21 protein-coding genes are annotated in these 22,352 nt (G+C 66.7%); 10 read left to right on the forward strand and 11 right to left on the reverse strand.

All coding sequences use genetic code 11. The features are described from left to right. From QZ378_RS06530 to xdhC, 3 genes are all read left to right on the forward strand, one after another. The coding region (locus tag QZ378_RS06530) for a molybdopterin cofactor-binding domain-containing protein (RefSeq protein ID WP_291257709.1) at nucleotides 1–830 on the forward strand (830 nt) is incomplete at its 5' end. 3 nt (nucleotides 831–833) lie between these two features. Continuing rightward, on the forward strand, nucleotides 834–1,715 hold the full coding sequence (gene xdhB / locus QZ378_RS06535) for a xanthine dehydrogenase subunit XdhB (RefSeq protein WP_291257710.1): 882 nt from the start codon (nucleotides 834–836) through the stop codon (nucleotides 1,713–1,715). Then, a complete protein-coding gene (xdhC, locus tag QZ378_RS06540; RefSeq protein WP_291257711.1) occupies nucleotides 1,712–2,197 on the forward strand; it encodes a xanthine dehydrogenase subunit XdhC in 486 nt (161 codons plus the stop codon). The genes xdhB and xdhC overlap by 4 nt, the downstream gene beginning before the upstream one ends. A 365-nt stretch (nucleotides 2,198–2,562) precedes the next feature. Here the strand turns inward: xdhC and QZ378_RS06545 are convergent, their stop codons facing one another. From QZ378_RS06545 to QZ378_RS06585, 9 genes are all read right to left on the reverse strand, one after another. Next, nucleotides 2,563–3,819 (reverse strand): DUF4179 domain-containing protein, encoded by a 1,257-nt coding sequence (locus QZ378_RS06545; RefSeq protein WP_291257712.1) that lies wholly within the window; start codon nucleotides 3,817–3,819, stop codon nucleotides 2,563–2,565. Further along, nucleotides 3,800–4,291 (reverse strand): sigma-70 family RNA polymerase sigma factor, encoded by a 492-nt coding sequence (locus QZ378_RS06550; protein WP_291257713.1) that lies wholly within the window; start codon nucleotides 4,289–4,291, stop codon nucleotides 3,800–3,802. The genes QZ378_RS06545 and QZ378_RS06550 overlap by 20 nt, the downstream gene beginning before the upstream one ends. A gap of 108 nt (nucleotides 4,292–4,399) precedes the next feature. Further along, nucleotides 4,400–7,045 (reverse strand): cation-translocating P-type ATPase, encoded by a 2,646-nt coding sequence (locus QZ378_RS06555; RefSeq protein WP_291257714.1) that lies wholly within the window; start codon nucleotides 7,043–7,045, stop codon nucleotides 4,400–4,402. 91 nt (nucleotides 7,046–7,136) lie between these two features. Next, entirely contained in the window at nucleotides 7,137–7,823 is a 687-nt protein-coding gene (locus QZ378_RS06560) for a response regulator (protein WP_291257715.1), read from the reverse strand. Further along, nucleotides 7,823–8,179, reverse strand: coding sequence for a helix-turn-helix transcriptional regulator (locus tag QZ378_RS06565; RefSeq protein WP_291257716.1), 357 nt, complete (start codon nucleotides 8,177–8,179; stop codon nucleotides 7,823–7,825). The genes QZ378_RS06560 and QZ378_RS06565 overlap by 1 nt, the downstream gene beginning before the upstream one ends. A 191-nt stretch (nucleotides 8,180–8,370) precedes the next feature. Then, nucleotides 8,371–9,636: a peptidylprolyl isomerase gene (locus tag QZ378_RS06570; RefSeq protein WP_291257717.1), complete on the reverse strand. Its 1,266-nt coding sequence runs from the start codon at nucleotides 9,634–9,636 to the stop codon at nucleotides 8,371–8,373. 167 nt (nucleotides 9,637–9,803) lie between these two features. Then, entirely contained in the window at nucleotides 9,804–11,258 is a 1,455-nt protein-coding gene (locus QZ378_RS06575; RefSeq protein WP_291257718.1) for a flotillin family protein, read from the reverse strand. A gap of 20 nt (nucleotides 11,259–11,278) precedes the next feature. Beyond that, a complete protein-coding gene (locus tag QZ378_RS06580) occupies nucleotides 11,279–11,986 on the reverse strand; it encodes a hypothetical protein (RefSeq protein WP_291257719.1) in 708 nt (235 codons plus the stop codon). 108 nt (nucleotides 11,987–12,094) lie between these two features. Further along, nucleotides 12,095–12,652, reverse strand: coding sequence for a DUF1836 domain-containing protein (locus QZ378_RS06585; RefSeq protein WP_291257720.1), 558 nt, complete (start codon nucleotides 12,650–12,652; stop codon nucleotides 12,095–12,097). Between the two features lie 1,065 nt (nucleotides 12,653–13,717). Here QZ378_RS06585 and rpsO point away from each other — a divergent pair. From rpsO to QZ378_RS06610, 5 genes are all read left to right on the forward strand, one after another. Then, complete coding sequence (gene rpsO, locus QZ378_RS06590) at nucleotides 13,718–13,984, forward strand: 30S ribosomal protein S15 (RefSeq protein WP_087239843.1); 267 nt, start codon at nucleotides 13,718–13,720, stop codon at nucleotides 13,982–13,984. A 181-nt stretch (nucleotides 13,985–14,165) separates the two neighbouring features. Beyond that, nucleotides 14,166–16,316, forward strand: a complete 2,151-nt coding sequence (locus QZ378_RS06595) for a polyribonucleotide nucleotidyltransferase (protein WP_291257721.1) — start codon at nucleotides 14,166–14,168, stop codon at nucleotides 16,314–16,316. 611 nt (nucleotides 16,317–16,927) lie between these two features. Next, a complete protein-coding gene (locus QZ378_RS06600; protein WP_291257722.1) occupies nucleotides 16,928–18,178 on the forward strand; it encodes a pitrilysin family protein in 1,251 nt (416 codons plus the stop codon). Nucleotides 18,179–18,338: 160 nt separating this feature from the next. Beyond that, complete coding sequence (locus tag QZ378_RS06605) at nucleotides 18,339–18,758, forward strand: hypothetical protein (RefSeq protein WP_291257723.1); 420 nt, start codon at nucleotides 18,339–18,341, stop codon at nucleotides 18,756–18,758. 16 nt (nucleotides 18,759–18,774) lie between these two features. Further along, nucleotides 18,775–19,290, forward strand: coding sequence for a hypothetical protein (locus tag QZ378_RS06610; protein WP_291257724.1), 516 nt, complete (start codon nucleotides 18,775–18,777; stop codon nucleotides 19,288–19,290). 48 nt (nucleotides 19,291–19,338) lie between these two features. Here the strand turns inward: QZ378_RS06610 and QZ378_RS06615 are convergent, their stop codons facing one another. Together QZ378_RS06615 and QZ378_RS06620 are read right to left on the reverse strand one after the other, a co-directional pair. Next, entirely contained in the window at nucleotides 19,339–20,343 is a 1,005-nt protein-coding gene (locus QZ378_RS06615) for an ATP-binding protein (protein WP_191529280.1), read from the reverse strand. A 3-nt stretch (nucleotides 20,344–20,346) separates the two neighbouring features. Beyond that, a complete protein-coding gene (locus QZ378_RS06620) occupies nucleotides 20,347–21,336 on the reverse strand; it encodes a DnaD domain protein (RefSeq protein ID WP_291257725.1) in 990 nt (329 codons plus the stop codon). Nucleotides 21,337–21,556: 220 nt separating this feature from the next. On the opposite strand from QZ378_RS06620, the gene QZ378_RS06625 reads away from it, so the two are divergent. Both QZ378_RS06625 and QZ378_RS06630 read left to right on the forward strand, forming a co-directional pair. Continuing rightward, nucleotides 21,557–21,880 (forward strand): cell division protein ZapA, encoded by a 324-nt coding sequence (locus QZ378_RS06625; RefSeq protein WP_087239853.1) that lies wholly within the window; start codon nucleotides 21,557–21,559, stop codon nucleotides 21,878–21,880. Between the two features lie 32 nt (nucleotides 21,881–21,912). Further along, a partial coding sequence (locus QZ378_RS06630; protein WP_291257726.1) for a peptidase U32 family protein occupies nucleotides 21,913–22,352 on the forward strand: 440 nt, incomplete at its 3' end.

Below are 22,352 nucleotides of genomic sequence, written 5' to 3' on the forward strand. Positions count from 1 at the left end.
TCGGCCAGGGGGGCGACACCGTGTTCTCCCAGATGGCCGCCCAGGCCATCGGCATCCCCACCGAGGACGTGCACATCCTCTCCTTCCAGGACACCGACACCGCCCCCTTTGACACCGGGGCCTACGCCTCCCGGCAGACCTACGTCACCGGCAAGGCCATCAAGAAGGTGGGGGAGGAGTTCCGGGAGAAGCTGCTCTCCTACGCCGCCGAGCTCTTCCCCGACGCCGACGGCCTGACCATCCTCGACCGGCACATCGCCGACGGCAGCGGGGAGAGGCTCATCTCCCTGGCCGACCTGGCCCTCAACGCCTTCTACTCCCTGGAGCACTCGGTCCACATCACCGCCGAGGACACCAATCACTGCAAGGACAACACCTTCGCCTTCGGCTGCTGCTTCGCCGAGGTGGAGGTGGACATTCCCGTGGGCAAGATCAAGGTGCTGCGCATCGTCAACGTCCACGACTCCGGCAGGCTGATCAACCCCCAGCTGGCCGAGGCCCAGGTTCACGGCGGCATGAGCATGGGGCTGGGCTACGCCCTCAGCGAGGAGATGAAGTTCGACCCCAAGACCGGCCGGCTGCTCAACGGCAACCTGCTGGACTACAAGCTGCCCACCGCCATGGATCACCCGGAGCTGAAGGCCCTGTTTGTGGAGACGGTTGACCCCTCCGGCCCCTTCGGCAACAAGGCCCTGGGCGAGCCCCCCGCCATCCCCGTGGCCCCCGCCGTGCGCAACGCGGTGCTGTACGCCACCGGCGTGGCGGTGAACTCCCTGCCTATGAGCCCCCAGCACATGGTGGAGGAATTTCAGAGAGGAGGGCTGATCTGAGCCATGTATGACATCCAATCCATCTATCAGGCCAAGTCGGTGGATGACGCCATCCGGGCCCTCCAGGCCGACCCCTCCGCCATCGTGATCGCCGGGGGCACCGACGTGCTCATCAAGATCCGGGAGGGCAAGCTGGCCGGCTGCTCCCTGGTGTCCATCCACAATCTCACCGACGAGCTCTCCGGCGTCACCCTCTCCCCCGGCGGCGACGTGGAGATCGGCCCCCTCACCACCTTCCGGGGGGTGACCTTCTCCGACGTGATCCGCCAGACCGTCCCCGTGCTGGGGGAGGCGGCGGACATGGCCGGCGGGCCCCAGCTGCGGGCCGCGGGCACCATCGGCGGCAACGTGTGCAACGGCATCACCTCCGCCGATACGGCCTCCACCCTGGTGGCCCTGGACGCGGTGCTGCGGGTGCGGGGCCCCAAGGGGGAGCGGGACGTGCCCATCTCCGAGTGGTATCAGGGGGTGGGCAGGGTGGCCCTGGCCCCCTACGAGCTGCTGGTGAAGATCATCATCCCCCGCGACAACTACGCCGGCTACACCGGCCACTACATCAAATACGCACAGCGCGCCGCCATGGACATCGCCACTTTGGGGGTGAGCTGCCTGGTGAAGCTCACCGACGACAAAAAGACGGTGGACGACGCGGCCCTGGCCTTCGGCGTGGCCGGGCCGGTGCCCATGCGCGCCCCCTCCGCCGAGGCGGCGGTGCGGGGCCTGCCCATCCAGGAGGCCATCGCCGTCATCGGCAAGGCCGCCCTGGCCGACGTGAATCCCCGCACCAGCTGGCGGGCGTCCAAGGAATTCCGCATCCAGCTCATTGAGGAGCTCTCCCCCCGCGCCCTGCGGGAGGCGGCCCGGAAGGGAGGCGCCGACGTATGATCGAGATTCTGCGCTGCACTGTGAACAACAAGCCGGTGGAGATCGGCATCGACCCCCGGGAGTCCCTGGCCGACACCCTGCGGGAGAAGCTGGGCCTCACCAGCGTGAAAAAGGGCTGCGAGGTGGGGGAGTGCGGGGCCTGCACCGTCCTGGTGGACGGGGAGGCCATCGACTCCTGCATCTACCTGTCCCTGTGGGCCCAGGGAAAGACCATCCTCACCGTGGAGGGCCTCCAGGACCCCGACGGGGGCCTCTCCCCCATCCAGAAGGCCTTCGTGGAGGAGGCCGCCGTCCAGTGCGGCTTCTGCACCCCCGGCATCATCATGTCCGCTGTGGAGATCGTGGGCTCCGGCAGGCAGTACACCCGGGACGAGCTGCGCAAGCTCATCTCCGGTCACCTGTGCCGCTGCACCGGCTACCAGAACATCCTCAACGCCGTGGAGCGGGCCGTCAACGAGGCCCATAAGTTCGTGGGAAAATAATCTGCCAATGGGGGATCCCCCCAGGGGGCGCCTGCGCGGCGGGCGCCCCCATTTCTTCCCGAAGAAATGGGGGGAAAGAAGGGCCGGGGGGCTTCGCCCACCCTGGCCCCCCAGTACGGGGGCTGTTGGCGGCGGTGCGCTGTACAGACAAGGCAGGAACCGGGCGTGTATCAACGCCCGGTTCCTTTTTGGATTCGAGGCAGGCGCTGCCGCGCCTTGGGCGGCACGCATCGGGATTACCCTGCAAACCCTGTGGGTTGCTGCGCTGTACCGGCCTGGCCCGCCGGGCCGCCGCCGGTGCCTTGCCGCTGAAATACCGCGGCGATTGTGTCGGCTGGCAAGTGGCGCGTCAGGGATGCCGCGCCCTACGACAGGGAGATGGTCTCCCCCCGGATGGTAATGGAGGCGATGTCGTCCAGCTCCACCGGCTCGTCAAAAGACCAGAAGTCATAGCGCAGGCCGGCATCTTCCCCGATGGCCGCCCCGCCGATCTGGATGCGCAGGGGTACCTGTGTGCCGTCCTTCCGGGTGAGCACCACATGGCCCACGCTGCTCTCCGGGCTGTCCCGGTAGAACACCGCCAGGCTCAGGGGGGACAGGTGGATTTTCTCCACCTGCACACCGCCCATGGCCCGGCCCGGAGCCTGTTCCCAGGCGTCCACTGGCTGGAGCTCCAGCGGGAAGGTGACGTTGAGGGGGATGGGCTCCTCGGGGCCGTGGTAGGAGCCGCTGACGAACACGTATTCCACCTGCTCCGGCGTCACGCCGGTGGTGATGGTGTCCTCGCCGTGCTCCACCTTTACCCACTCGGTCTCCCCGGGGTATCGGTCGATGCCCTCCGCGCCGGGGATATAGGGATAGGCATCGCCTGTCAGATCGTGGAACTGCTCGTCAAAGAGCACCAGGGCGTGGAACCGGCCTTCCCCGTCGAAGCCTACAGTGGAGAGGACATAGTCGCCGTTGTCCGGGTCGGCCACCGTATTCTGTCCCGGCAGGGCCACGGCCCTGCCGTCTACAAGGGTGGTCTGAATGGGCTCCTCGGGCAGCGTTACGGGGAGCACCGCGTCAAAAGTCCGCCGGGAGGAGTCCGCGGAGCCGACGGTCAGCGCGGCGGGCTGGCTGAAGTCCGCGCCGAAGAGCAGCTTTTCCACCAGCAGGGTATCTGTGTCCGGGTCGTAGGAAATCACCCCGCCCCCAAACCGGGCGACGGCCCCCAGGTTTTCGGCGGAGATGCCGCCGCCCACGGCGGTGTGGTCGTTGAACCGGCCCCCCTCCAGGTCGGTGAGGGTGTAGTAGACCCGGGCGCTGTACCCGTCGGTGACGGCCTCCAGCAGGCGGATCTCCACGCCGTTGACCGTGGCAGTGCCCTCCAGTGCCTGGCCGTAGGGGGCAAAAGACCCCAGGTGGGCCGACAGCGCCTGCCGGATGGAGGGCCCCGCCGCCAGGGCGGTGGCGGTCAGCGCCCCGCACAGGGCCAGGGCCAGGGCGGCCCGCCGGCCAAGCCGCCGCCGGGGCCTTTTCCCCTCTGCCAGGCCCTCTGCCAGCAGCCCCTCCAGCTTCTCCATGGCCGGCCGGCTGGGGGCCAGCCTGTCCATCTCCCGCCTATAGTCGCTCTGAAACATCGTCGTCCTCCTTCAGCGCCTCCCGCAGCATGGCCCGGGCCCGGAACAGCCGGGACTTCACCGCGCTCTCGCTCTTGCCGGTGATCTTGGCGATCTCCGCCACGCTCAGCTCCTCGTAGTAGTACAGGTGCACCGCCGTCCGGTACTTGGCGGGCAGGGCCAGCACCGCCTCCACCACGCCGCCGTCCTCGTGCTCCGGGGCGGGCAGGGCGTCCGTCAGGGGCCCCTCCCGCCGCCGCCAGGGGGCGCGGAACCAGTCGTTGGCGCAGTTGGCCGCCACCCGCAGCAGCCAGGCCCGGGCGTGCGCCCGGTCGGCAAAGTCCGGCCGGGCGCGCAGCAGGCGGACAAAGACCTCCTGCATGATGTCCTCCGCGTCGGCCCGGCTGCCCGTCCGGGCGTAGGCCAGGCGGTAGATGGCCGGGGCGTAGGCCCTCGCCAGCTCCGCCGGTTCCCGCCAGTTCTCACCGTCCACGGCCCTCCCTCCTTTCCATCCTATTCTACCTGATACACGCGCCGGCGGGGCGTTTGGTTGCAGAAAAACGCAAAAAAATTCCGGGCAGGACTGCCCGGAATGGAAGTGCTATGGACGTCCGGCGGGGATTTTCTCCGCCGGGCGCCGCTTTTTGGGCCGGGCGCGGCGGCGGGCGATGGCCTTGGCGCACTCGCACACCGCCACCGGCGTCACCGCCAGGGCCAGCACCGCCGCCCACTGGATGGGGCTCATGGGCACGGTGCGGAACACCGCCTGGAGGGGGGGCACACAGAGCACCGCCAGCTGCATGGCCAGGCCGATGAGGAAGGCGCGGTTCATGGCCGGGTTGGAGAACACCCCGATGTGGAACAGGGAGGCCTCCTCGCTGCGCACGTCGAAGGCGTGGAAGAGCTGGGAGAGGGTGAGGGTGGCGAAAGCCATGGTGTTGGCGGCGGCCATGGGGGCGGCGGGGCCGGGGAGCACCCACCCCCCCAGCAGCCAGGCCGCCAGGGTGAGGGCCCCCACCATCGCCCCCTGCCAGGCCAGGCGGCGGGCGAAGCCGTGGGCGAAGAGGGAGGCGTGGGGATCCCGGGGGGGCCGGGCCATGGCCCCCTCCTCCACCGGCTCCACCCCCAGGGCCAGGGCGGGCAGGGAGTCGGTGACCAGATTGAGCCACAGCAGCTGCACCGGCACCAGGGGCATCTGGGGGAAGCGGAACAGGGTGGCGCAGAAGATGGTGAGGATCTCCCCGATGTTGCAGGAGAGCAGGTAGTGGATGGCCTTCTTGATGTTGGCGTAGATGCCCCGGCCCTCCTCCACGGCGGCGACGATGGCGGCGAAGTTGTCGTCGGTGAGGATCATGTCCGCCGCACCCTTTGCCACGTCGGTGCCGCTCAGGCCCATGGCGCAGCCGATGTCGGCGGCCTTGAGGGCGGGGGCGTCGTTGACCCCGTCGCCGGTCATAGCCGCCACCTTCCCCCGGGCCTGCCACGCCTGGACAATGCGCATCTTGTGCTCCGGCGACACCCGGGCATAGACGGAGAATTTGTCCACCTCCTCCTCCAGCACCTCCTGGGGGAGGAAGTCCAGATCGTCGCCGGTGAGGGCCAGGTCGCCGGGGCGGCAGATGCCCAGCTCCCGGGCGATGGCAACGGCGGTGAGCTTGTGGTCGCCGGTGATCATCACCGGCCGGATGCCGGCGGCAAAGCACCGCTCCACCGCCGCCTTCACCTCTGGCCGGGGCGGGTCGATCATGCCGATGAGGCCGGCGAAGGTGAGGCCCTGCTCCAGCACGGCGCTGCTGAGCTGGGCCGGCAGGAGGGCCAGATCCTTGTAGGCCACCCCCAGCACCCGCAGGGCCCGGGAGGCCATGGCCTCGTTGCGCGCCTCCAGCCGCCGGGCCGCGGCGGAATCCAGCCTGCACCGGCGGGAGAGCACGTCGGGGGCCCCCTTGACGCACACCCGGTATCCCCCTCCGGGCTTGGCGTGGACGGTGGTCATCAGCTTGCGCTCCGAGTCGAAGGGCAGCTCCCCCCGCCGGGGCCACGCCCCCTCCAGCTCGTTCTTGTCCAGGCCCTCTTTGGCGGCGGCGGTCACCAGGGCCGCCTCGGTGGGGTCGCCGGTACACACCGGCTCTCTCCCCTTCCAGGTCAGCTCGGCGTCGGAGCACAGGGCGGCGATGGTGAGGGCGGTCTCCCGCCCCGACGGGCGGGGCGTCCACACCTCCACCACGGTCATTTTGTTCTGGGTGAGGGTGCCCGTCTTGTCCGAGCAGATCACCCCCGCGCAGCCCAGGGTCTCCACGGCGGGCAGCTTTTTGACGATGGCCCGGCGCTTTGCCATGCGCCCTACCCCCAGGGCCAGCACGATGGTGACGATGGCGGGCAGGCCCTCGGGGATGGCGGCCACGGCCAGGGACACGGCGGTGAGGAACATGTCCAGCATCCCCCGGCCCTGGAGCAGGCCCACCCCGAACATCACCGCGCACACGCACAGGCACACGAAGGACAGGGCCCTGGAGATCTCCGCCATCTTCTTCTGCAGGGGGGTCTCCCCCTCCTCCTGGTTGAGTAGCAGGCCGGCGATGCGGCCCACCTCCGTGTCCATGCCGGTGGCAATGACCACCGCCGCGGCCCGCCCCCGGGTGAGCACCGTGGAGGCCATCACCAGGTTGGCCCGCTCCGCCAGGGGGGTGTCCTCCGGCAGGGCGGACAGCACCCCCTTGTTCACCGGCGCGGACTCGCCGGTGAGGGCGCTCTCGTCGGCCTGGAGGCCCGCCGCCTCCAGCAGGCGGGCGTCGGCGGGCACCAGATCCCCCGCCTCCAGGTGAATGATGTCGCCGGGCACCAGCCTGTCCGTCTCCAGCCGGATCAGCTTCCCGTCCCGCACCACCCGGGCCAGAGGGGCGGACATGTCCCGCAGGGCCGCCAGGGCCTTCTCCGCGCTGTCCTCCTGGGACAGGGAGATGCAGGCGTTGACCACCACGATCACCAGAATGATGGCCGCGTCCAGCCAGTCCTCCCCCCCGCTGGCCCACAGGCTCAGCCCCGCCGCCGCCAGCAGCACCAGCACCATGGGGTCGGTGAGCTGTCCCCACAGGCGGCGGAGGAGCCCCGGCCGTCTTACCCTCTCCAGCCGGTTGGGGCCGTACCGCTCCAGCCGCCGCTCCGCTTCCCCCTGGGTCAGGCCCCGGGTTCGGTCGGTCTCCAGTTCTGCTATGGCCTGCTGTGCGCTGTATGTATGCCATGCGCCCATCGTCTGTTCCCTCACTTCCTGGATTTTTCCAATTTCTGGACTCCAGTATAGCAGAGGGCCCGTCCGATTTTGGGGGAATCCCGCCGGGCCGTCACATTTCGGGCAGACGCCCCGCCAGGCGGCGGAGGAAGACGTCGTTGCTGGGCCGCTCCGGCGGCAGGCCGCCCATGAGGCGGGCATAGGGGGCGCCGCCCGCCCGGTGGAGGCGGCCCACCATGGCGCGGATGTTCTTCTCCACGCAGGCGTAGCTGGTGTGCTGGGCGGTCATGGCGGCGGCGTAGGCCGCCTTCAGGGGGAGAGACTCCGCCCCGCCGGCGGCCAGGGCCCCGGCGGTGAGGGCCGCCGCCTCCAGCCCCAGGCCGGCGGCCCCCATCTCCTCCAGCATGGCCCGGGCCGCCCGCACCCGGGGGCCGGGGCAGATGGAGCGCAGCAGACTGGCCAGCTCCTCAAAATTCACCGGCTTGATGTAGTAGTAGTTGGCCCCCAGGCGGCAGGCCAGGCTGGACACCGCGGGATCGGAGATCTGGGAGGTCACCACCACCACGGGGCCGCCGTCCCGCCGGCCCAGGGCCCGCAGCAGGCCAAGCCCGTCCAGCCCGGGCAGGATCAGATCCAGCACCACCGCGTCGGGCCGCTCCGACCGGATGCGGGCCAGGGCCTCCAGCCCGTCCCGGGCCAGGCCGCACACCCGCAGGCCGTGGCGCTCCAGCAGGGCGGCGGAGAGCAGACGGGCCTCCTCCTGGTCCTCCACGATCAGTACCCGCAGCTCCGCCGCCATTATGGCTCCCGCCCCAGCTCCTGGATGGAGCGGAAGGTCAGGTGCAGAATATGGATGGCCATGTCACGATCCACCGGGGAGAGCTCCCGCAGGTGCCGCACCAGCCCGTCCAGGCCGGGATCCGCCGGTGCCTCGCCCCAGGCCAGCTCGTCCAGCCCCCGGTGGAACACCCGGCCCAGTTCCGCGAAGATGGACATGTTCATGCACTTCTTCCCCTGCTCGATCTCACTGACATACTGGGGGGTGATGTTCAGCCGTTCGGCCAGGGTCTCCCGGCTCATATTTGCCGCCGTCCGCAGGGCGTACACCCGCGCCCCCACGTCCTTCATCATCTGCCTTTTTTCAAAATCCTCCATGGTGTCCTCCTTAATGGTTTAACTTTAGCTATAGATTGACACAACTTTGGATTTTTACTATCAACGATAGCTGATTTATTGGAAACGATAATATTTTTCCCAAAAGCAGAAGATGTTGACCCGGCCTTGGAAAACAACAGGCGCAGCGCCCGGAAGGGCGCTGCGCCTATATGGTGCAGAGGGGGAGACGCCTATTCGGCGGGGGAGGTCTCCGCCGGGGCGGGGCTCCCGGACTCGGCGGCGGGGGTCTCACTCTCCGCCGCGGGGGAGGCGGTGGCCTGGGCGGCCTGCTCGGCCTCCCGCTCCGCCTGCCAGGCCTGGGCCATCTCCGCCATATTCACGTAGAAGGCGTGGGGATCCAGCGCCTCATAGGCGGGGGTGGTCTCCACCACCGCCTCGGCGATCCACTCCTCATTGCGCTGGTTCATGGCGTAGTTGGGGTAGATGGAGGCCATGGAGTCCCGCAGCTGCTGCCGCTCCTCATCGGTGAAGTCCTCCCGCATCAGGATGTGGTAGCCGTAGGAGGTCTCCACCGGGTCGCTGATCTCCCCCACGGCCAGGGCCTTGGCGGCGTTGACAAACTCGCTGACCAGGGCGCCGGTGCCGTCGGCCAGGTAGCCGTCGCCGTAGAAGGTGTACCCCTCCGGCATGTACAAATCGCCGTTCTCGTCCCGGCCGTCGTCGCTGCGCTGGTTCATCACCGCGTCAAACTCCGCGGCGGGGTCGGCGGCGGCGCGGATCTGGGCGAGCAGCTGGTTGGCCTCCTCCAGCACGGCGGCCTTCTGCTCGTCGGTGGCGGCGGAGCCGTCCTCATTGGTGGGGAAGGCCAGCAGGATGTGCTTGGCCCTGGTGTAGCCGGCCTCCTCAATCATGGCGTCCAGATCGCCCTCACCGGCCTCAAACTCGCCCCGTTCCTCCAGGGCGGCCTGGAGATCCTGGGCCAGGTAGGCCACGCTGTTGAGCTTGCGGAAGGCCGCGTCGCTGATGCACTGCTGATCCAGGTACTCCTGGTAGGTCATGCCGTAGTAGGTGTCCAGGTTCTGGGTCAGGGTCTCCAGCTCGGTGTCCATGGCGTCCTCGTCCTCCTGGCTGAGGGTGATGCCCTCGGCGGCGGCATGGTTGGCCACGGTGGTGTAGAGAATGCTGGTGTTCAGGGCGTCCTCACGCAGGTACTCCGCCGTGGGGGTGCCGTTGATCTCCTCCTCCCAGGCGTTGTCGTCGGTCAGATAGCCGCTCTGCTTGGCGGCGGCCACGCTCTGGAGCAGCCAGAACAGGTACTCGTCGGCGGTGACCTCGGTGCCGTCCACGGTGAAGAGCACCGTGTCCCGGGAGATGCCGGCGGCCTGGTAGGCGATGTCGTCGGGATCGGCCTGGGGCGCCTCGGGGGCGCAGGCGGACAGCCCCGCCAGCAGCACCGCGCCGCACACTCCGGTGCACAAGAGACGGTTCAGTTTCATGGGTGGTAATCCTCCTTTATTGCCGGCGGCCCTTTCCGGGCGGCGCGGACGGGATCAGTTTACACCATCCCGCCGCCGCAGACAACCCAAATTTTTCGACCGGGCCGGCGGGCAAGGCAAAAAGCCGCCCCCGGAGCACGGCTCCGGGGGCGGCTGTATGGGGTCGCTTACTGCTCCGCGGCCTCCGCGGGCGCCTCGGCGGCCCCGGGGGCCTCCGGGGCCTTGGGGGCCTCGGGCTGGGCGGGGGCGGCCTCGTCGGCCTTCTTGGTGCCCAGGAACTGGGGCAGCTGCATACCCGCCATGTCGAACATCTCGTTCATGGGGGGGATGGACTTCATCAGGCCGGAGACAAAGCCCGCCGTGGCGGTCTTGCCGTCCCTGCCCTCGCCGCCGTCCCAGACGGTGACCTTGTCGATCTTGATGTTCTTGACCGCGTCCACCTGGATGCGCATCAGCTCCTCCATCTTGTCGGCCAGCATCAGGCGCACGGCGCTGTCGGCGTTGCCGCCGGCGGCGGAGACAATCTGCCGCAGGCCGTCGGCCTGCTTGAGCAGGATCTCCTGGGCGCCCTGGGCCTCGGCCTGCATCTTGGCCAGGATGGCGTCCGCCTCGCCCCGGGCCTTCCGGCGGATCTGCTCGGCCTCGGCCTCGGCCTCCAGCTCCATGCGGCGCTTGTCGATCTCGGTGCGGACGATGACGTCGGCCTCCTGGGTGGCCTTCTCGCGCTGGGCGCGGGCCTCCTCGGCCTTCTGCTCGGCGGCGTAGGCCTCCTCCAGGGCCTGGGCGGCGGCGATCTTCTCGGCGGCGGTGGCGATGCGGGTGGCCTCGGCCTCCTTCTCCCGGCGCTGGGCGTTGGACATGGCCACCTCCACCTTGGCGGCGTTCTCACCCTGGATGGCGGTGGCGTCGGCCTGGGCCACCTGGACGCGCTGATCCTTGCGGGCGTTGGCCTCGCCGATGGAGCCGTCGCGATCCCGCTCGGCCACGTTCTTCTTGGCGTCGTTGATGGCCTTGGCGGCGGCCTCCTTGCCCAGGGCGTCGATGTAGCCGCTCTCATCGGAGATGTCGGTGACGTTGACGTTGATGAGCCGCAGGCCGATCTTCTTCAGCTCGCCCTCCACGTTGCGGGAGACGGCCTCCAGGAACTTGTCCCGGTCGGTGTTGATCTCCTCGATGTCCATGGTGGCGATGACCAGGCGCAGCTGGCCGAAAATGATGTCCTTGGCCAGCTCCTGGATCTCGGCCAGCTTCAGGCCCAGCAGCCGCTCGGCGGCGTTCTGCATGACGCCGGGCTCGGTGGACACGCCCACGGTGAACCGGCTGGGCACGTTGATGCGGATGTTCTGGCGGGACAGGGCGTTCTCCAGATCCACGGAGATGGACATGGGGGTCAGATCCAGGAACTCATAGGCCTGGATCACCGGCCAGATGAAGGCCGCGCCGCCGTGGATGCACTTGGCGCTGCGGGTGGTGCCGTCCTTGTTGCTGCCCACCTTACCGTAGATGACCATCACCCGGTCGGAGGGGCACTTCTTGTACCGCTTGATGATGAACACCAGCAGGGAAAAGACGATGAGGACGATGACGCAGACCAGAATCATGCCGAAGATACTGTCAAACATGAGCTTTCCTCCTTTGCTTTCTATTCTTCTTGCTTTTCTTGCTGCCCGGATGACGCGGGGGTGGGCTCCACCAGCAGGATGTCCCGGCCGGCCAGGCCGGTCACCCGGACGGCGCTGCCCGTGGGGATGGGCTGAGGGGAATCGGTGCGGGCGTCCAGCTCCCGCAGCTGCTCCTGCACCGTCACCATCACCTTGCCCTCCCCCGTCCGGGCGGGGGGCACGGTGAGGTACACCTGGCCGGCCAGGCCCACGGCGTTGCGCAGATCCAGGGTTCCGTCGTACTGGAGGCGCACCGCCTGGCGCACCGCCAGGGCGATGCCCACCATGCCGGCAAAGCCGATGGGCACGGCCAGAAACACGGCCAGGAAGCCGGGCATCCCCACCTGGCACAGGCACAGGCCGCCCCACCCGAAGAGCACCAGGAAGGCCACCACACCCCGCACCGTGAACAGGTGCAGGCCGCTGTCGGGACCGCCGGGGTGGTCGGGGGTCAGGTCGGAGCCGTCGCCGCCGGGGGGAGCGTCGTGGCCGCCCACGTCGAAGTGGCTGTCCACGTGGTCAAGGCCGTCGTGGTCAAGGCCGCCGTCCCCCTCCCCGGCGCCGTCGCTGTCAAACACGCCGCCGGCGAAGAGCAGGACGGTCTGGATGATCAGCACCAGCGTGGCGGGGACGGCGATGTAGAGCAGAATGTGTTCCAGGGCAGTGAGGGACTGCCACCAGGCTGCCATGGACGCGCGCCTCCTTTCTCTCAGGCGAAAAATTCAGGGAACTTCAGGGATGTATCTGAAAACAGCGGCAGAGGCCGGAAAGCCGTCCCGCCGCTGGATCGGGACGCCTCAGGTCAGGGCGGACAGGAGGGCCTCCGCCTCCTGCTTGAGCCGGGCGGCCAGGTAGGCCGTCAGGATCACATGCAGGCAACGGGCCACCCGATCCCGGGCGCCCGGAACCGGCTCCTGGTAGTCCTCCACCGCCGCGCGGCACCACTGCGCGGCCTCCTCCGGCCCGGTGGGGTTCTTCCGCTCCACCAGAACCACCAGGCGCACAAAATAGAGGTACAGCTGGGTGTCGTCAATCAAATCGTCCGACTCATCGTCCAGATCTCCGTTCACATAGGAGAGCAGGGCGCAGATCTTGTCCAGCTGCATGGAGTCCTTCAGCATGTTGATGAGGACAATACGGGAGAACTGGCGGCGGGAATACCGCTTGCGCTCCGGCGGGGCCACAAAGCCCCGGCGGACCCAGTTCTGGATGACATAGGGCTCCAGCCCCGTCAGACTGGCCACCTGGGAGAGCATCAGCCCCCCCGCCAAAAAGAGGGAATTCAGCAGGGTTTCGGCCTCCTCCGGTTTGTTCCAGTCCACCGCGATGGTGGTGCCGGGCAGCGTCTTGGCCATATCATCCACTCCTTTCATGCTGTGGCTTGATTATAGCAAACAATCATGTGATTGTCAACAGAAATCGCGTAATTATTTTGTAAAACCGCGGGCCTGCCCGGCGGCGGTATGTCAACTGATAGACTCGTAGGGGCGGATATCATCCGCCTGTATCCGTTACCGGGTGCCCCCAGGGGACGGGCCTGCCCGGCCAGGGCGCCGCTTTTGGTGTCAAAAGCGGCGGGAAAACCACCAGGGCCTGCGGGCCCTGGACCCAGGGGCCCATGGCGGCGGTGAGCTGTACGGACAGGGCAAAAACCGGGCCGGCATTGCCGCCCGTTTTCTGGGTGGTTTCGTTACAGGCGCTGCCGCGCCCCGGGTGGCACGCATCGGGATTACCCTGCAAGCCCTGATTGTTGTTGCGTTGTACCAACTTGGCCCGTCGGGCCGCCGTCGGTGCCATGCCTCCGAAAAACTTTGGTGGTTGTGGTAATTATCTGTAGGGGCGACCTGCGGTCGCCCGCCCCGAGCCGAGGGGGCGTTACAACGTAAGCCCCCTCGGCCGGTATGCTACCTGCAGAACAGCTCGGGGGAAGTTCCAAGAAGGGGGAATCGCAATTCCCCATTCTTGGTCGTTTCAAGGGGTGGGTGCAGGGCGTTTGGGCGTTAAGAAACGTGCCGGTGGCACGTTTTAGCCCAAAAGCAATCCAGGCGAAGCCACCTTAACCCGTGAAATCGAAATCCCCCGCCCGGCTGGTTTTCCCCCCGCTTTTGACATCAAAAGCGGGGCGCCCGCCGCGTCGGAGGCGCCGGGGGCGCTTCCGATAGAAATCCAGCAAAGCCACCTTCAAAAAAGCGGCGCGTCAGGGATGCGCACCCTACGGTTGGATGGCGTGGCCAAAGCCGCTGTTTTTGACGGAAATTCCCCGCAATTTTGGGAATGACCTCTTTACAAGGGGGATAGAATATGGTAAACTACTACAGCCTGTGAACAGGCGACTCAACTTACCCCCGGCTTCGTCTCCTGGCTCTCACCGGCCGGTCACGCAGCCCCGGGCACATTGTATGAAAGGTGGAACCATAAGCATGATTCGCAAGGACGAAAAGACGGCCGTCATTGAGGCCAACCGCACCCATCCTACTGACACCGGCTCTCCCGAGGTGCAGATCGCCATTCTCACCGCCCGCATCCAGGAGCTGACCGAGCACCTGAAGGTGCACATCCACGACAACCACAGCCGCCGCGGCCTGCTGAAGATGGTCGGTAAGCGCCGCAAGATGCTGGACTACCTGGCCAAGAAGGACGTGGAGCGTTACCGCGCCATCATCGCCAAGCTGGGCATCCGGAAATAAGGAAAAACACATAGGGGTGGCGCGGGACACCGTGCCACCCCTTCTTCCCATCCGTCAGAGCGCGCCTTTTAGCAGTTGAACCTGGGCCCGGCGGGCCGGACGTGGGTTCAAATGCTAAAACGAGCACGGCTCTGATGTGTGGGAGCGCCAAAACCCAGGATAAAAAGGAGGAATCCCCCACATGTCAACCATCATCAAGCACAAGGAATTCACCAACCGCCATGTCTACAAGACCGAGGTGGCGGGCCGCCCCCTGACCATCGACGTGGGCAAGGTGGCCGAGCTGGCCTCCGCCTCCGCCATGGTGACCTACGGCGAGACCACCGTGCTGGTGGCCGTCACCGTGGCCCCCCGTCCCCGGGACGGGGTGGACTTCTTCCCTCTGAGCGTGGACTTTGAGGAGAAGCTGTACGCCGTGGGCCGCATCCCCGGCTCCTTCATGCGCCGGGAGGGGCAGCCCTCCCTGCCCGCCGTGCTGGCCAGCCGCGTGATCGACCGCTCCATCCGCCCCCTGTTCCCCTACGACTTCCGCAACGACGTGGTGGTCACCGCCACCGTCATGAGCGTGGATCGTGACTGCTCCCCCGAGGTGACCGCCATGATCGGCGTGTCCGCCTGCCTGGCCTATTCCTGCATCCCCTGGGCCGGCCCCATCGGCTGCCTGGAGGTGGGCTATGTGGACGGCCAGATCGTCATGAACCCCACCAACGAGCAGAAGCACGCCTCCCAGCTGGATCTGACCGTGGCCGCCACCGACAAGAAGGTGATCATGATTGAGGCCGGCGCCAAGGAGCTGCCCGACGACATCATGTATGAGGCCATTGTGAAGGCCCACGAGGAGATCAAGGCCCAGGTGGCCTTCATCAACCAGATCGTGGCCGAGATCGGCAAGGAGAAGATGACCTACGACCACGCCGACTTCGACCAGGAGCTGTTCGACAAGATCGTGGAGGCCACCATGGACGAGGCCAAGGCCGCCATGGACACCGACGACAAGAACGTCCGGGAGGAGCGCTGGAACCCCCTCATCGAGCACTGGCACGAGCTCTTCCTGGAGGACTATCCCGAGATGGATAAGTACCTGGAGGAGATCACCTACAAGTTCCAGAAGAAGATCGTCAAGGCCTGGCTGCTGGAGGGCCACCGGGTGGACGGCCGCGCGAAGAACGAGATCCGTCCCCTGGCCGCCGAGGTGGGCGTGCTGCCCCGCGTCCACGGCTCCGGCCTGTTCACCCGCGGCCAGACCCAGGTGCTCTCCGTCTGCACCCTGAACACCCTCTCCGCCGCCCAGAAGCTGGACACCATCTGGGAGGAGGAGGAGAAGCGGTATATGCACCACTACAACTTCCCCGCCTACTCCACCGGCGAGGCCCGGGCCGCCCGGTCCACCAACCGCCGGGAGAAGGGCCACGGCGCCCTGGCCGAGCGTGCCCTGGAGCCCGTCATCCCCTCCGTGGAGGACTTCCCCTACGCCATCCGCGTGGTGTCTGAGGTACTCTCCTCCAACGGCTCCACCTCCCAGGGCTCCATCTGCGGCTCCACCCTGGCCCTGATGGACGCCGGCGTGCCCATCTCCGCCCCCGTGGCCGGCATTTCCTGCGGCCTGATCCAGGACGACGACGGCGGCTTCACCACCTTCATCGACATCCAGGGCGTGGAGGACTTCCACGGCGAGATGGACTTCAAGGTGGCCGGCACCAAGGCCGGCATCACCGCCATCCAGATGGACATCAAGAACGACGGCCTGAGCCACGAGATCATCAAGGAGGCCCTGGAGATCACCAAGGACGCCCGCTACGCCATCTTGGACGAGATCATGCTGCCCTGCATCAGCGCGCCCCGTCCCGACGTGGCCGATACCGCCCCCAAGATGGTGAAGATGAAGATCGACGTGGACAAGATCCGCGAGGTCATCGGCTCCGGCGGCAAGGTCATCCAGAAGATCTGCGCCGACACCGGCGCCAAGATCGACATCGAGGACGACGGCACCATCTACATCGCGGGCACCGACAAGGCCTCCTGCGACGCGGCCAAGAAGACCATCGAGACCATCGTGTTCGTGCCCGAGGTGGGGCAGCTGTACTACGGCAAGGTGGTGCGCATCCTCCAGTTCGGCGCCTTCGTGGAGCTGGCCCCCGGCAAGGACGGCATGGTCCACATCTCCAAGCTGGCCGACCACCGGGTCAACAAGGTGGAGGACGTGGTCAACATCGGCGACATGATCTGGGTCAAGGTCACCGACATCGACGAGAAGGGCCGGGTCAACCTGTCCTACAAGGACGCCATCAAGGAGATCAAGGCCAAAAAGGCCGCCGGCGAGCCGGTGAAGTAAGTCTAGGGGGCCCCAGGCCCCCTAGATACGAGCCTGCGTGCCGGCGAAACGCCGGCGACTTGGCTCGATACCCCTGGTTTCGCGCCCCGCGGCGCGGGTCGGGGAGTTTTTGGGGGAAGTGAATTCCCCCAAAAACGGATTTTGATTTTCTTTTGCCGTCTGCGGCCGGCAAAACTCGGCGAGGCCCTTTGTCATATTCCGGGTGGGGAGAAATCCCCGCCCGGTTTTTATTTTGTGTGTGACATTGGGGGCGGAATGTGATATAGTATGTTGACCATGGGAAGGGAAAGGAGAACCCGACATGAAAAAGAAGGTGCTGGGGTATCTGGCGCTGATCCTGGCCATCACGGCGGTGGTTCTGCTGTTCATCGCCCTGCGGGGGGCGTAAACCGCCCCGCTTTTGTCCATACTAGGGCTTGCTTGAAAATGTCAACATGCCCAATCGGCGGGCCTTTTGCCCCCTGGACGGCGCAATTTTTCCTTGAAATCCGTCAGGATTCCTGCGAAAAAATTGCTTGCCAGCGGCCCAAAATCCCTCGCCGCTGGACACATCGCCAATTTTCAAACAAGCCCTAAGCGCAAAATACACAAGAAGTGCGAGGTTATTTCGTTTGTTTTATGAGAAAAAGACGCTCCCCAACGGGGTGCGGATTCTGACGGAGCACGTGCCCGGGGTGCGCTCGGCCTCCCTGGGCATCTGGGTGGGCACCGGCTCCCGCCACGAGAGCGCGGCGGAGAACGGCGCGGCCCACTTCATCGAGCACATGCTGTTCAAGGGCACCGGCCGGCGCACCGCCGGGGAGCTGGCCGAGGAGATGGACGCGGTGGGGGGCCAGATCAACGCCTTTACCACCAAGGAGTGCACCTGCTTCTACGCCCGGGTGCTGGACACCCACCTGAACCAGGCGGCGGACATCCTGTGCGACATGTTCTTCCACTCCAAGTTCGACGACGCCGATGTGGAGACCGAGCGGGGCGTCATCCTGGAGGAGATCGGCATGTACGAGGACAACCCGGAGGATCTGTGCGCCGAGCGGCTGGCCGGGGCGGTGTTCAAGGGCTCCTCCCTGGCCCGGCCCATCCTGGGGCGGAAGGCCACCCTGGAGAAGATGGACGGCGCCTGGCTGCGGGAATACCAGCGGGAGCACTACGGCCCCGACCGCATCGTGGTGGCCCTGGCGGGCAGCTTCACCGACGCCGACGCCCAGGCCCTGGCCGACCGCTTCGCCGGGCTGGAGGGGCGGCCCGGCCGGGCCGTGCGCCCCGCCGCCTACGTCCCCGGCGTGACGGTGAAGAAGAAGGCCATCGAGCAGAACCACCTGACCCTGGCCTTCCCCGGCATCCCCTTCGCAGACCCCCGGCGGTTCCAGATGCAGCTGCTGTCCTCCATCCTGGGGGGCGGCATGTCCTCCCGCCTGTTCCAGCAGGTGCGGGAGCAGAAGGGCCTGTGCTACTCCATCTACTCCTACGGCACCTGCCACGACGACACCGGCTACTTCGGCGTCTACACCGCCCTGGGGAAGGAGACCGAGGGCCAGGCCCTGGACACCATCCTGGCCGTGATCCGCGACTTCGCCGACCACGGCGTCACCCAGGCCGAGCTGGATCGGGCCCGGGAGCAGTCCAAGGCCAACGTGCTCATGGGCCTGGAGTCCACCCAGGCCCACATGAGCAGCCTGGGCCGGGGGGAGCTGCTCATGGGCGAGGTGCTCTCCCCCGACGAGATCATCGCCGCCTACGACGCGGTGACCCGGGAGGACGTGCGCACCCTGGCCCGGGAGCTGTTCCGCTTCGAGAACGCCTCCCTCTCCGCCGTGGGGCGGGTGGGCTCCGTCGAGGGGTACCAGGCCCTGCTGAGCTGAGAGCGGGCAGGGGCGGGCCGGCCGCACAGTGCAGCACAACCCCAGAGGAGGACGGGACACCGTCCTCCTCTGTCTGCTAACAGGAGTTTTGTTTTTGCATTGACAGAAGTTTCACTCCGTGATACCATGGAGGCGAAAACCGGGAAAGGGGCGGTGAAGCATGGGGAAAAAGGCCTGGAAATGGACGGGAAAGCGGATTGCCCTGCTGGCCGCGGTGATTCTGCTCGCGGTTTTCTGCGTGTGGTGGCTGTGGCCCCGGAGCGTGGGAAGCCTGACGGGCGTCCCGACGGAGTTGGTGAAGCAGGCCGTATTGAAGGAGAGCTTCACCGAAGAGGAAATTGACGTGTCCGGCGGCCTGGAGGAGCTGTACGGCTTTTCCTTCGCCCGGCCCGTGTTCTGCGGCGCCCTGACTTACCAGGGCACAGGCTATAACCTGTCCCTGGTGGTGGGGAATCACGTACAGCGCTGGACCCTGGTGGACGACGGCACCCTGTGGGACGGCACCTGGCGGTACGCCCTGTCCGGCGGGCAGGCCGCCCGGGAGCGGCTTGCGGCCTGGCTGTCGGGGCAGACCGCCTGAGGGGGGAAAAGGCCGCATGAATGGAAGCTGTCGTCCGACGCCTCGGGACGTGATCACAATCGGAGCGCACAGCGCCGAGGAAATTCTGGAGGCCCTGAAACGGGAATTTGCCATGGAGCGGCTGGCATTTGAGAAACGGAATCCCGTAACCAGAGGCGGCTTTCAGAGAGAAAAGGAATTTCAAGAGAAGAACGGGCTGCCGGTACGGGACTGGGAAAACATATGCTGCTACCGGCTTTCCCGGGATCAAAACAGCCTGCCGTATTACCGCTACCTGGAACACAGGTATCAAATGGTACCGGTGGATTTGTATGTATTCCATGAGCGGAACCAGGGGAAGCTGTTTTCCAATTGCGAGCTGCTGTCCATAAAGCTGGAGCTCATGAGAGGGATCGGGCAGGCTGAGGCAGGCGGAGAGACAAGGGCGTACAGGAATTACCTGTATCAGGCCAATCTGTTTTGTAAAGCATGGGAGCAAGACCACCTGAGTGAGGAATCAGGGGAGACATCGCTGAAAGAGCCGCTTTCATAAAAACGACCGGCGGAACGGGAGAGCGTTCCGCCGGTCGTTTTGTCTGTATCAAAGCCTCTGCTTCCGCAAAAGCCGGATGTCCTCCCCGTAGAAGGGCAGCACCCGGTACTCCCCCTCCAGACGGGAGGCGATCTGGGGGGTGTAGCGGGCCCTCACCTGATCCATAGTCAGGTTGGAGGAGATCACCGTCCCCTTGTCCGCCGTCAGGCGGGCGTTGATGAGGGTGTACAGGGCCGACTGGACAAAGGGGGTGGTGAGCTCGCTGCCCAGATCGTCCAGGATCAGAAGATCACAGCCCAGGTAGCGGCGGGTCTCGTCCCTGGCCTCCCCCACCTCCTGCCGATCACGGGCGAACTTCTGCTCCTCAAAGCGGGCGAAGATGTTCACCGCCGTGTCGTACACCACGGAGAAGCCCTTCTCCGACACGGTGCGGGCGATGCAGGCGGACAGGAAGGTCTTGCCCAGCCCCGGCGCGCCGGTGAGGAACAGGTTGCGGAAGTAGAACTTCCCGAACCGCCGGGCGTAGCTGGAGCACACGTCGAAGATGAACTCCATGTTCTCCCGGGGGGTGAGGGATTCCCCGGGAAATGGCAGGGGGGAATAGTAGTCCAGGGAGAAGGTGTCGAAGGACTGCTCCCCCAGATCCAGCAGCTTGGACAGCTCGGCAATCTGCTCCTGGGTGCACAGCTCTTTCAGGCAGGAACACATACTGGCCCCCACCCAGCCGGTGTCGCCGCACCTGGGGCAGGCGGGAGCGTCGTCCAGGGCGTCGGCGGGGTAGCCGTTGGCGGTCAGCAGCTCCGCCTTTTCCCGCTGGAGATCCAGGTTCTTGTCCCGGATCACCCCGATGGCGGGCACCGGGTCGCTGCCGCTGCGCAGGGAGGCGGCGATGATCTGGGTGATGGTCTGCCGCAGCTCTTTGTCGATGGCCGCCACCCGGGGGAGCCTGGCGTAGATCTCCGCCCGCAGGCGATCCTGCCGCTCCTCCCGGGCCTTCCGGGCCTCCTCCAGCCGCTTGGTGGCCCGGCGCAGTACGCTGGCTTCGTATCCCATGGCTTAGCCTCCCTCCTTCTCCCGCTCCCGGCGGAGAAATTCCCGCATGCGCTCCAGATCCTCCCGCACCCGCTGCTCCGCCTCCCCGGGCTTGGCCGGGTGGGCCTGCATGGGGGGCTGGGCGGGCTGGGCCGTGCTCCGGCGGGGGGAGTCCCCCGCCTCGATCTCCGCCAGGGTGTGCAGATTTTTCCTGTGCCAGCCCAGCAGGATGCCGTTCATGTAGTCCCAGTCCATCTTCTGCTTCCTGTACACCGTCTTCTCGTAGGCCAGGCGGAGCACCGCGTCGGGGAAGCCCATGTCCGTCCAGGCCGCCACCTTTTTCCGCTCCTTCTCCACCAGGGGGCGGGGCGGCAGATCCAGCAGGCGGAGGATCTCCCCCTCCCGGCTGCGGTAGAGGGCCTGCTTTTTCAGGTGCTCCTCCGCCGCCTGGGCCGTGTCCACCCCCAGCCGGTGCCACACAAAGCCCTCCTTCTGGATCTGGCTCATGCGGGGCTTCCGGCCGGGGCCGTACTTGCGGGCAAACTCCTCCACGCACCAGCTCACCAGCAGGCAGATCACCTCCGCCGGCAGGGCCAGATAGTCGTAGAGGGTGTACAGGCTCTTGAGATCCGCCGTGGACAGGATCTTGCCCAGCCGCCGCTGCACCTCGTTCACCAGGCCGGGGAAGGTGGAGGCCTTGTCCTCCAGCTCCCTGGTGATGTCGGCGGCGGTGTAGTCCGGCGGGCCGGGGGGCGCCTCCGGCGGGGGGGCCGCCTGGGCCGGGCCGGCCTCGCCGTCCGCCAGGCCCAGGGACACCAGGGCCTTCCACCCCTCCTCCAGCCGGGCCTCGTCCCAGTGGAGGGCCTTGCGGGCCGCGGCGGCGTCCAGCTTCCCGCCCCGGGCCAGCAGGTGCAGGTAGAGCAGGGCCGCGTCCCCGTTGCCCCCGGCCACCAGCCGGTTGGCCGCCCGGGCCGTCATGGATACAATCTCGCCGGGCAGCAGCAGCTCCGCCATGGCACTTCCCCCCTTCTGCGGTGTGGTTGTCTCATGATCATACCACAGAAGGGGGAACTTGTAAAATGGGATCGGGGCCGCCGGCGGGTTTTGCACACTGCGGGCCGGAATTGTGGAAAACCTCCGGCCCAAAAAACGAAAATTCATGAAGATTTCATTTCTCACGGGGGCCATACTATGGTATAATAATCTAAATCACTATGTGCAGGAGGGGGATCCCATGAAAAACCGGGTTACCGTCACCATCGCCGGCCAGGAGTACACCCTGGTGGGCTCCGAGGACGCGGGCTACACCAAAAAGGTGGCCGACCACGTGGACGCCAAGGTGCAGGAGGTTCTGGACGGGGCCCACGTGTCCCTGGTGGACGGGGCCATCCTGGCCGCGGTGAACATCGCCGACGAGTACTTCAAGGAGGTGGAGGCCGCCGAGAACCTGCGCCGCCAGCTCAAGGAGTACCTGGAGGAGGCCACCAAGATGAAGCTGGAGCTGTCCGAGGCCAAGCGGGAGATCTTCAAGCTCCAGAACCAGAACAACAAAAAGTAAAGGGGAATGTCCCCAACCGGAGGTTTCCGACCATGCTGGAACTGCTCGCCCCCGCCGGATCCATGGAGGCGGTGGCCGCCGCCGTGCAGAACGGCGCGGACGCCGTCTACCTGGGCTACGGGGATTTCAACGCCCGCCGCAACGCGAAAAATTTCTCGGAGGAGGAGTTTGCGGCGGCGGTTTCTTACTGCCATATCCGGGGGGCCAGGGTGTACCTGACCCTCAACACCCTGCTCACCGACCGGGAGCTGCCGAAGGCCGCCGAGGTGGCCGCCCAGGCCAGCGCCATCGGCGCCGACGCGGTGCTCATCCAGGATCTGGGGGTGCTGCGCATGCTGCGGCAGGCGGCCCCCGACCTGCCCGTCCACGCCTCCACCCAGATGACCCTCCACAGCCTGGACGGGGTGAAGATGGCCGCCGACCTGGGCCTCACCCGGGCGGTGCTCTCCCGGGAGCTGAGCCGGGATCAGAT

Source organism: Flavonifractor sp., from assembly GCF_019422385.1.
Taxonomy (GTDB): domain Bacteria; phylum Bacillota; class Clostridia; order Oscillospirales; family Oscillospiraceae; genus Flavonifractor; species Flavonifractor avistercoris.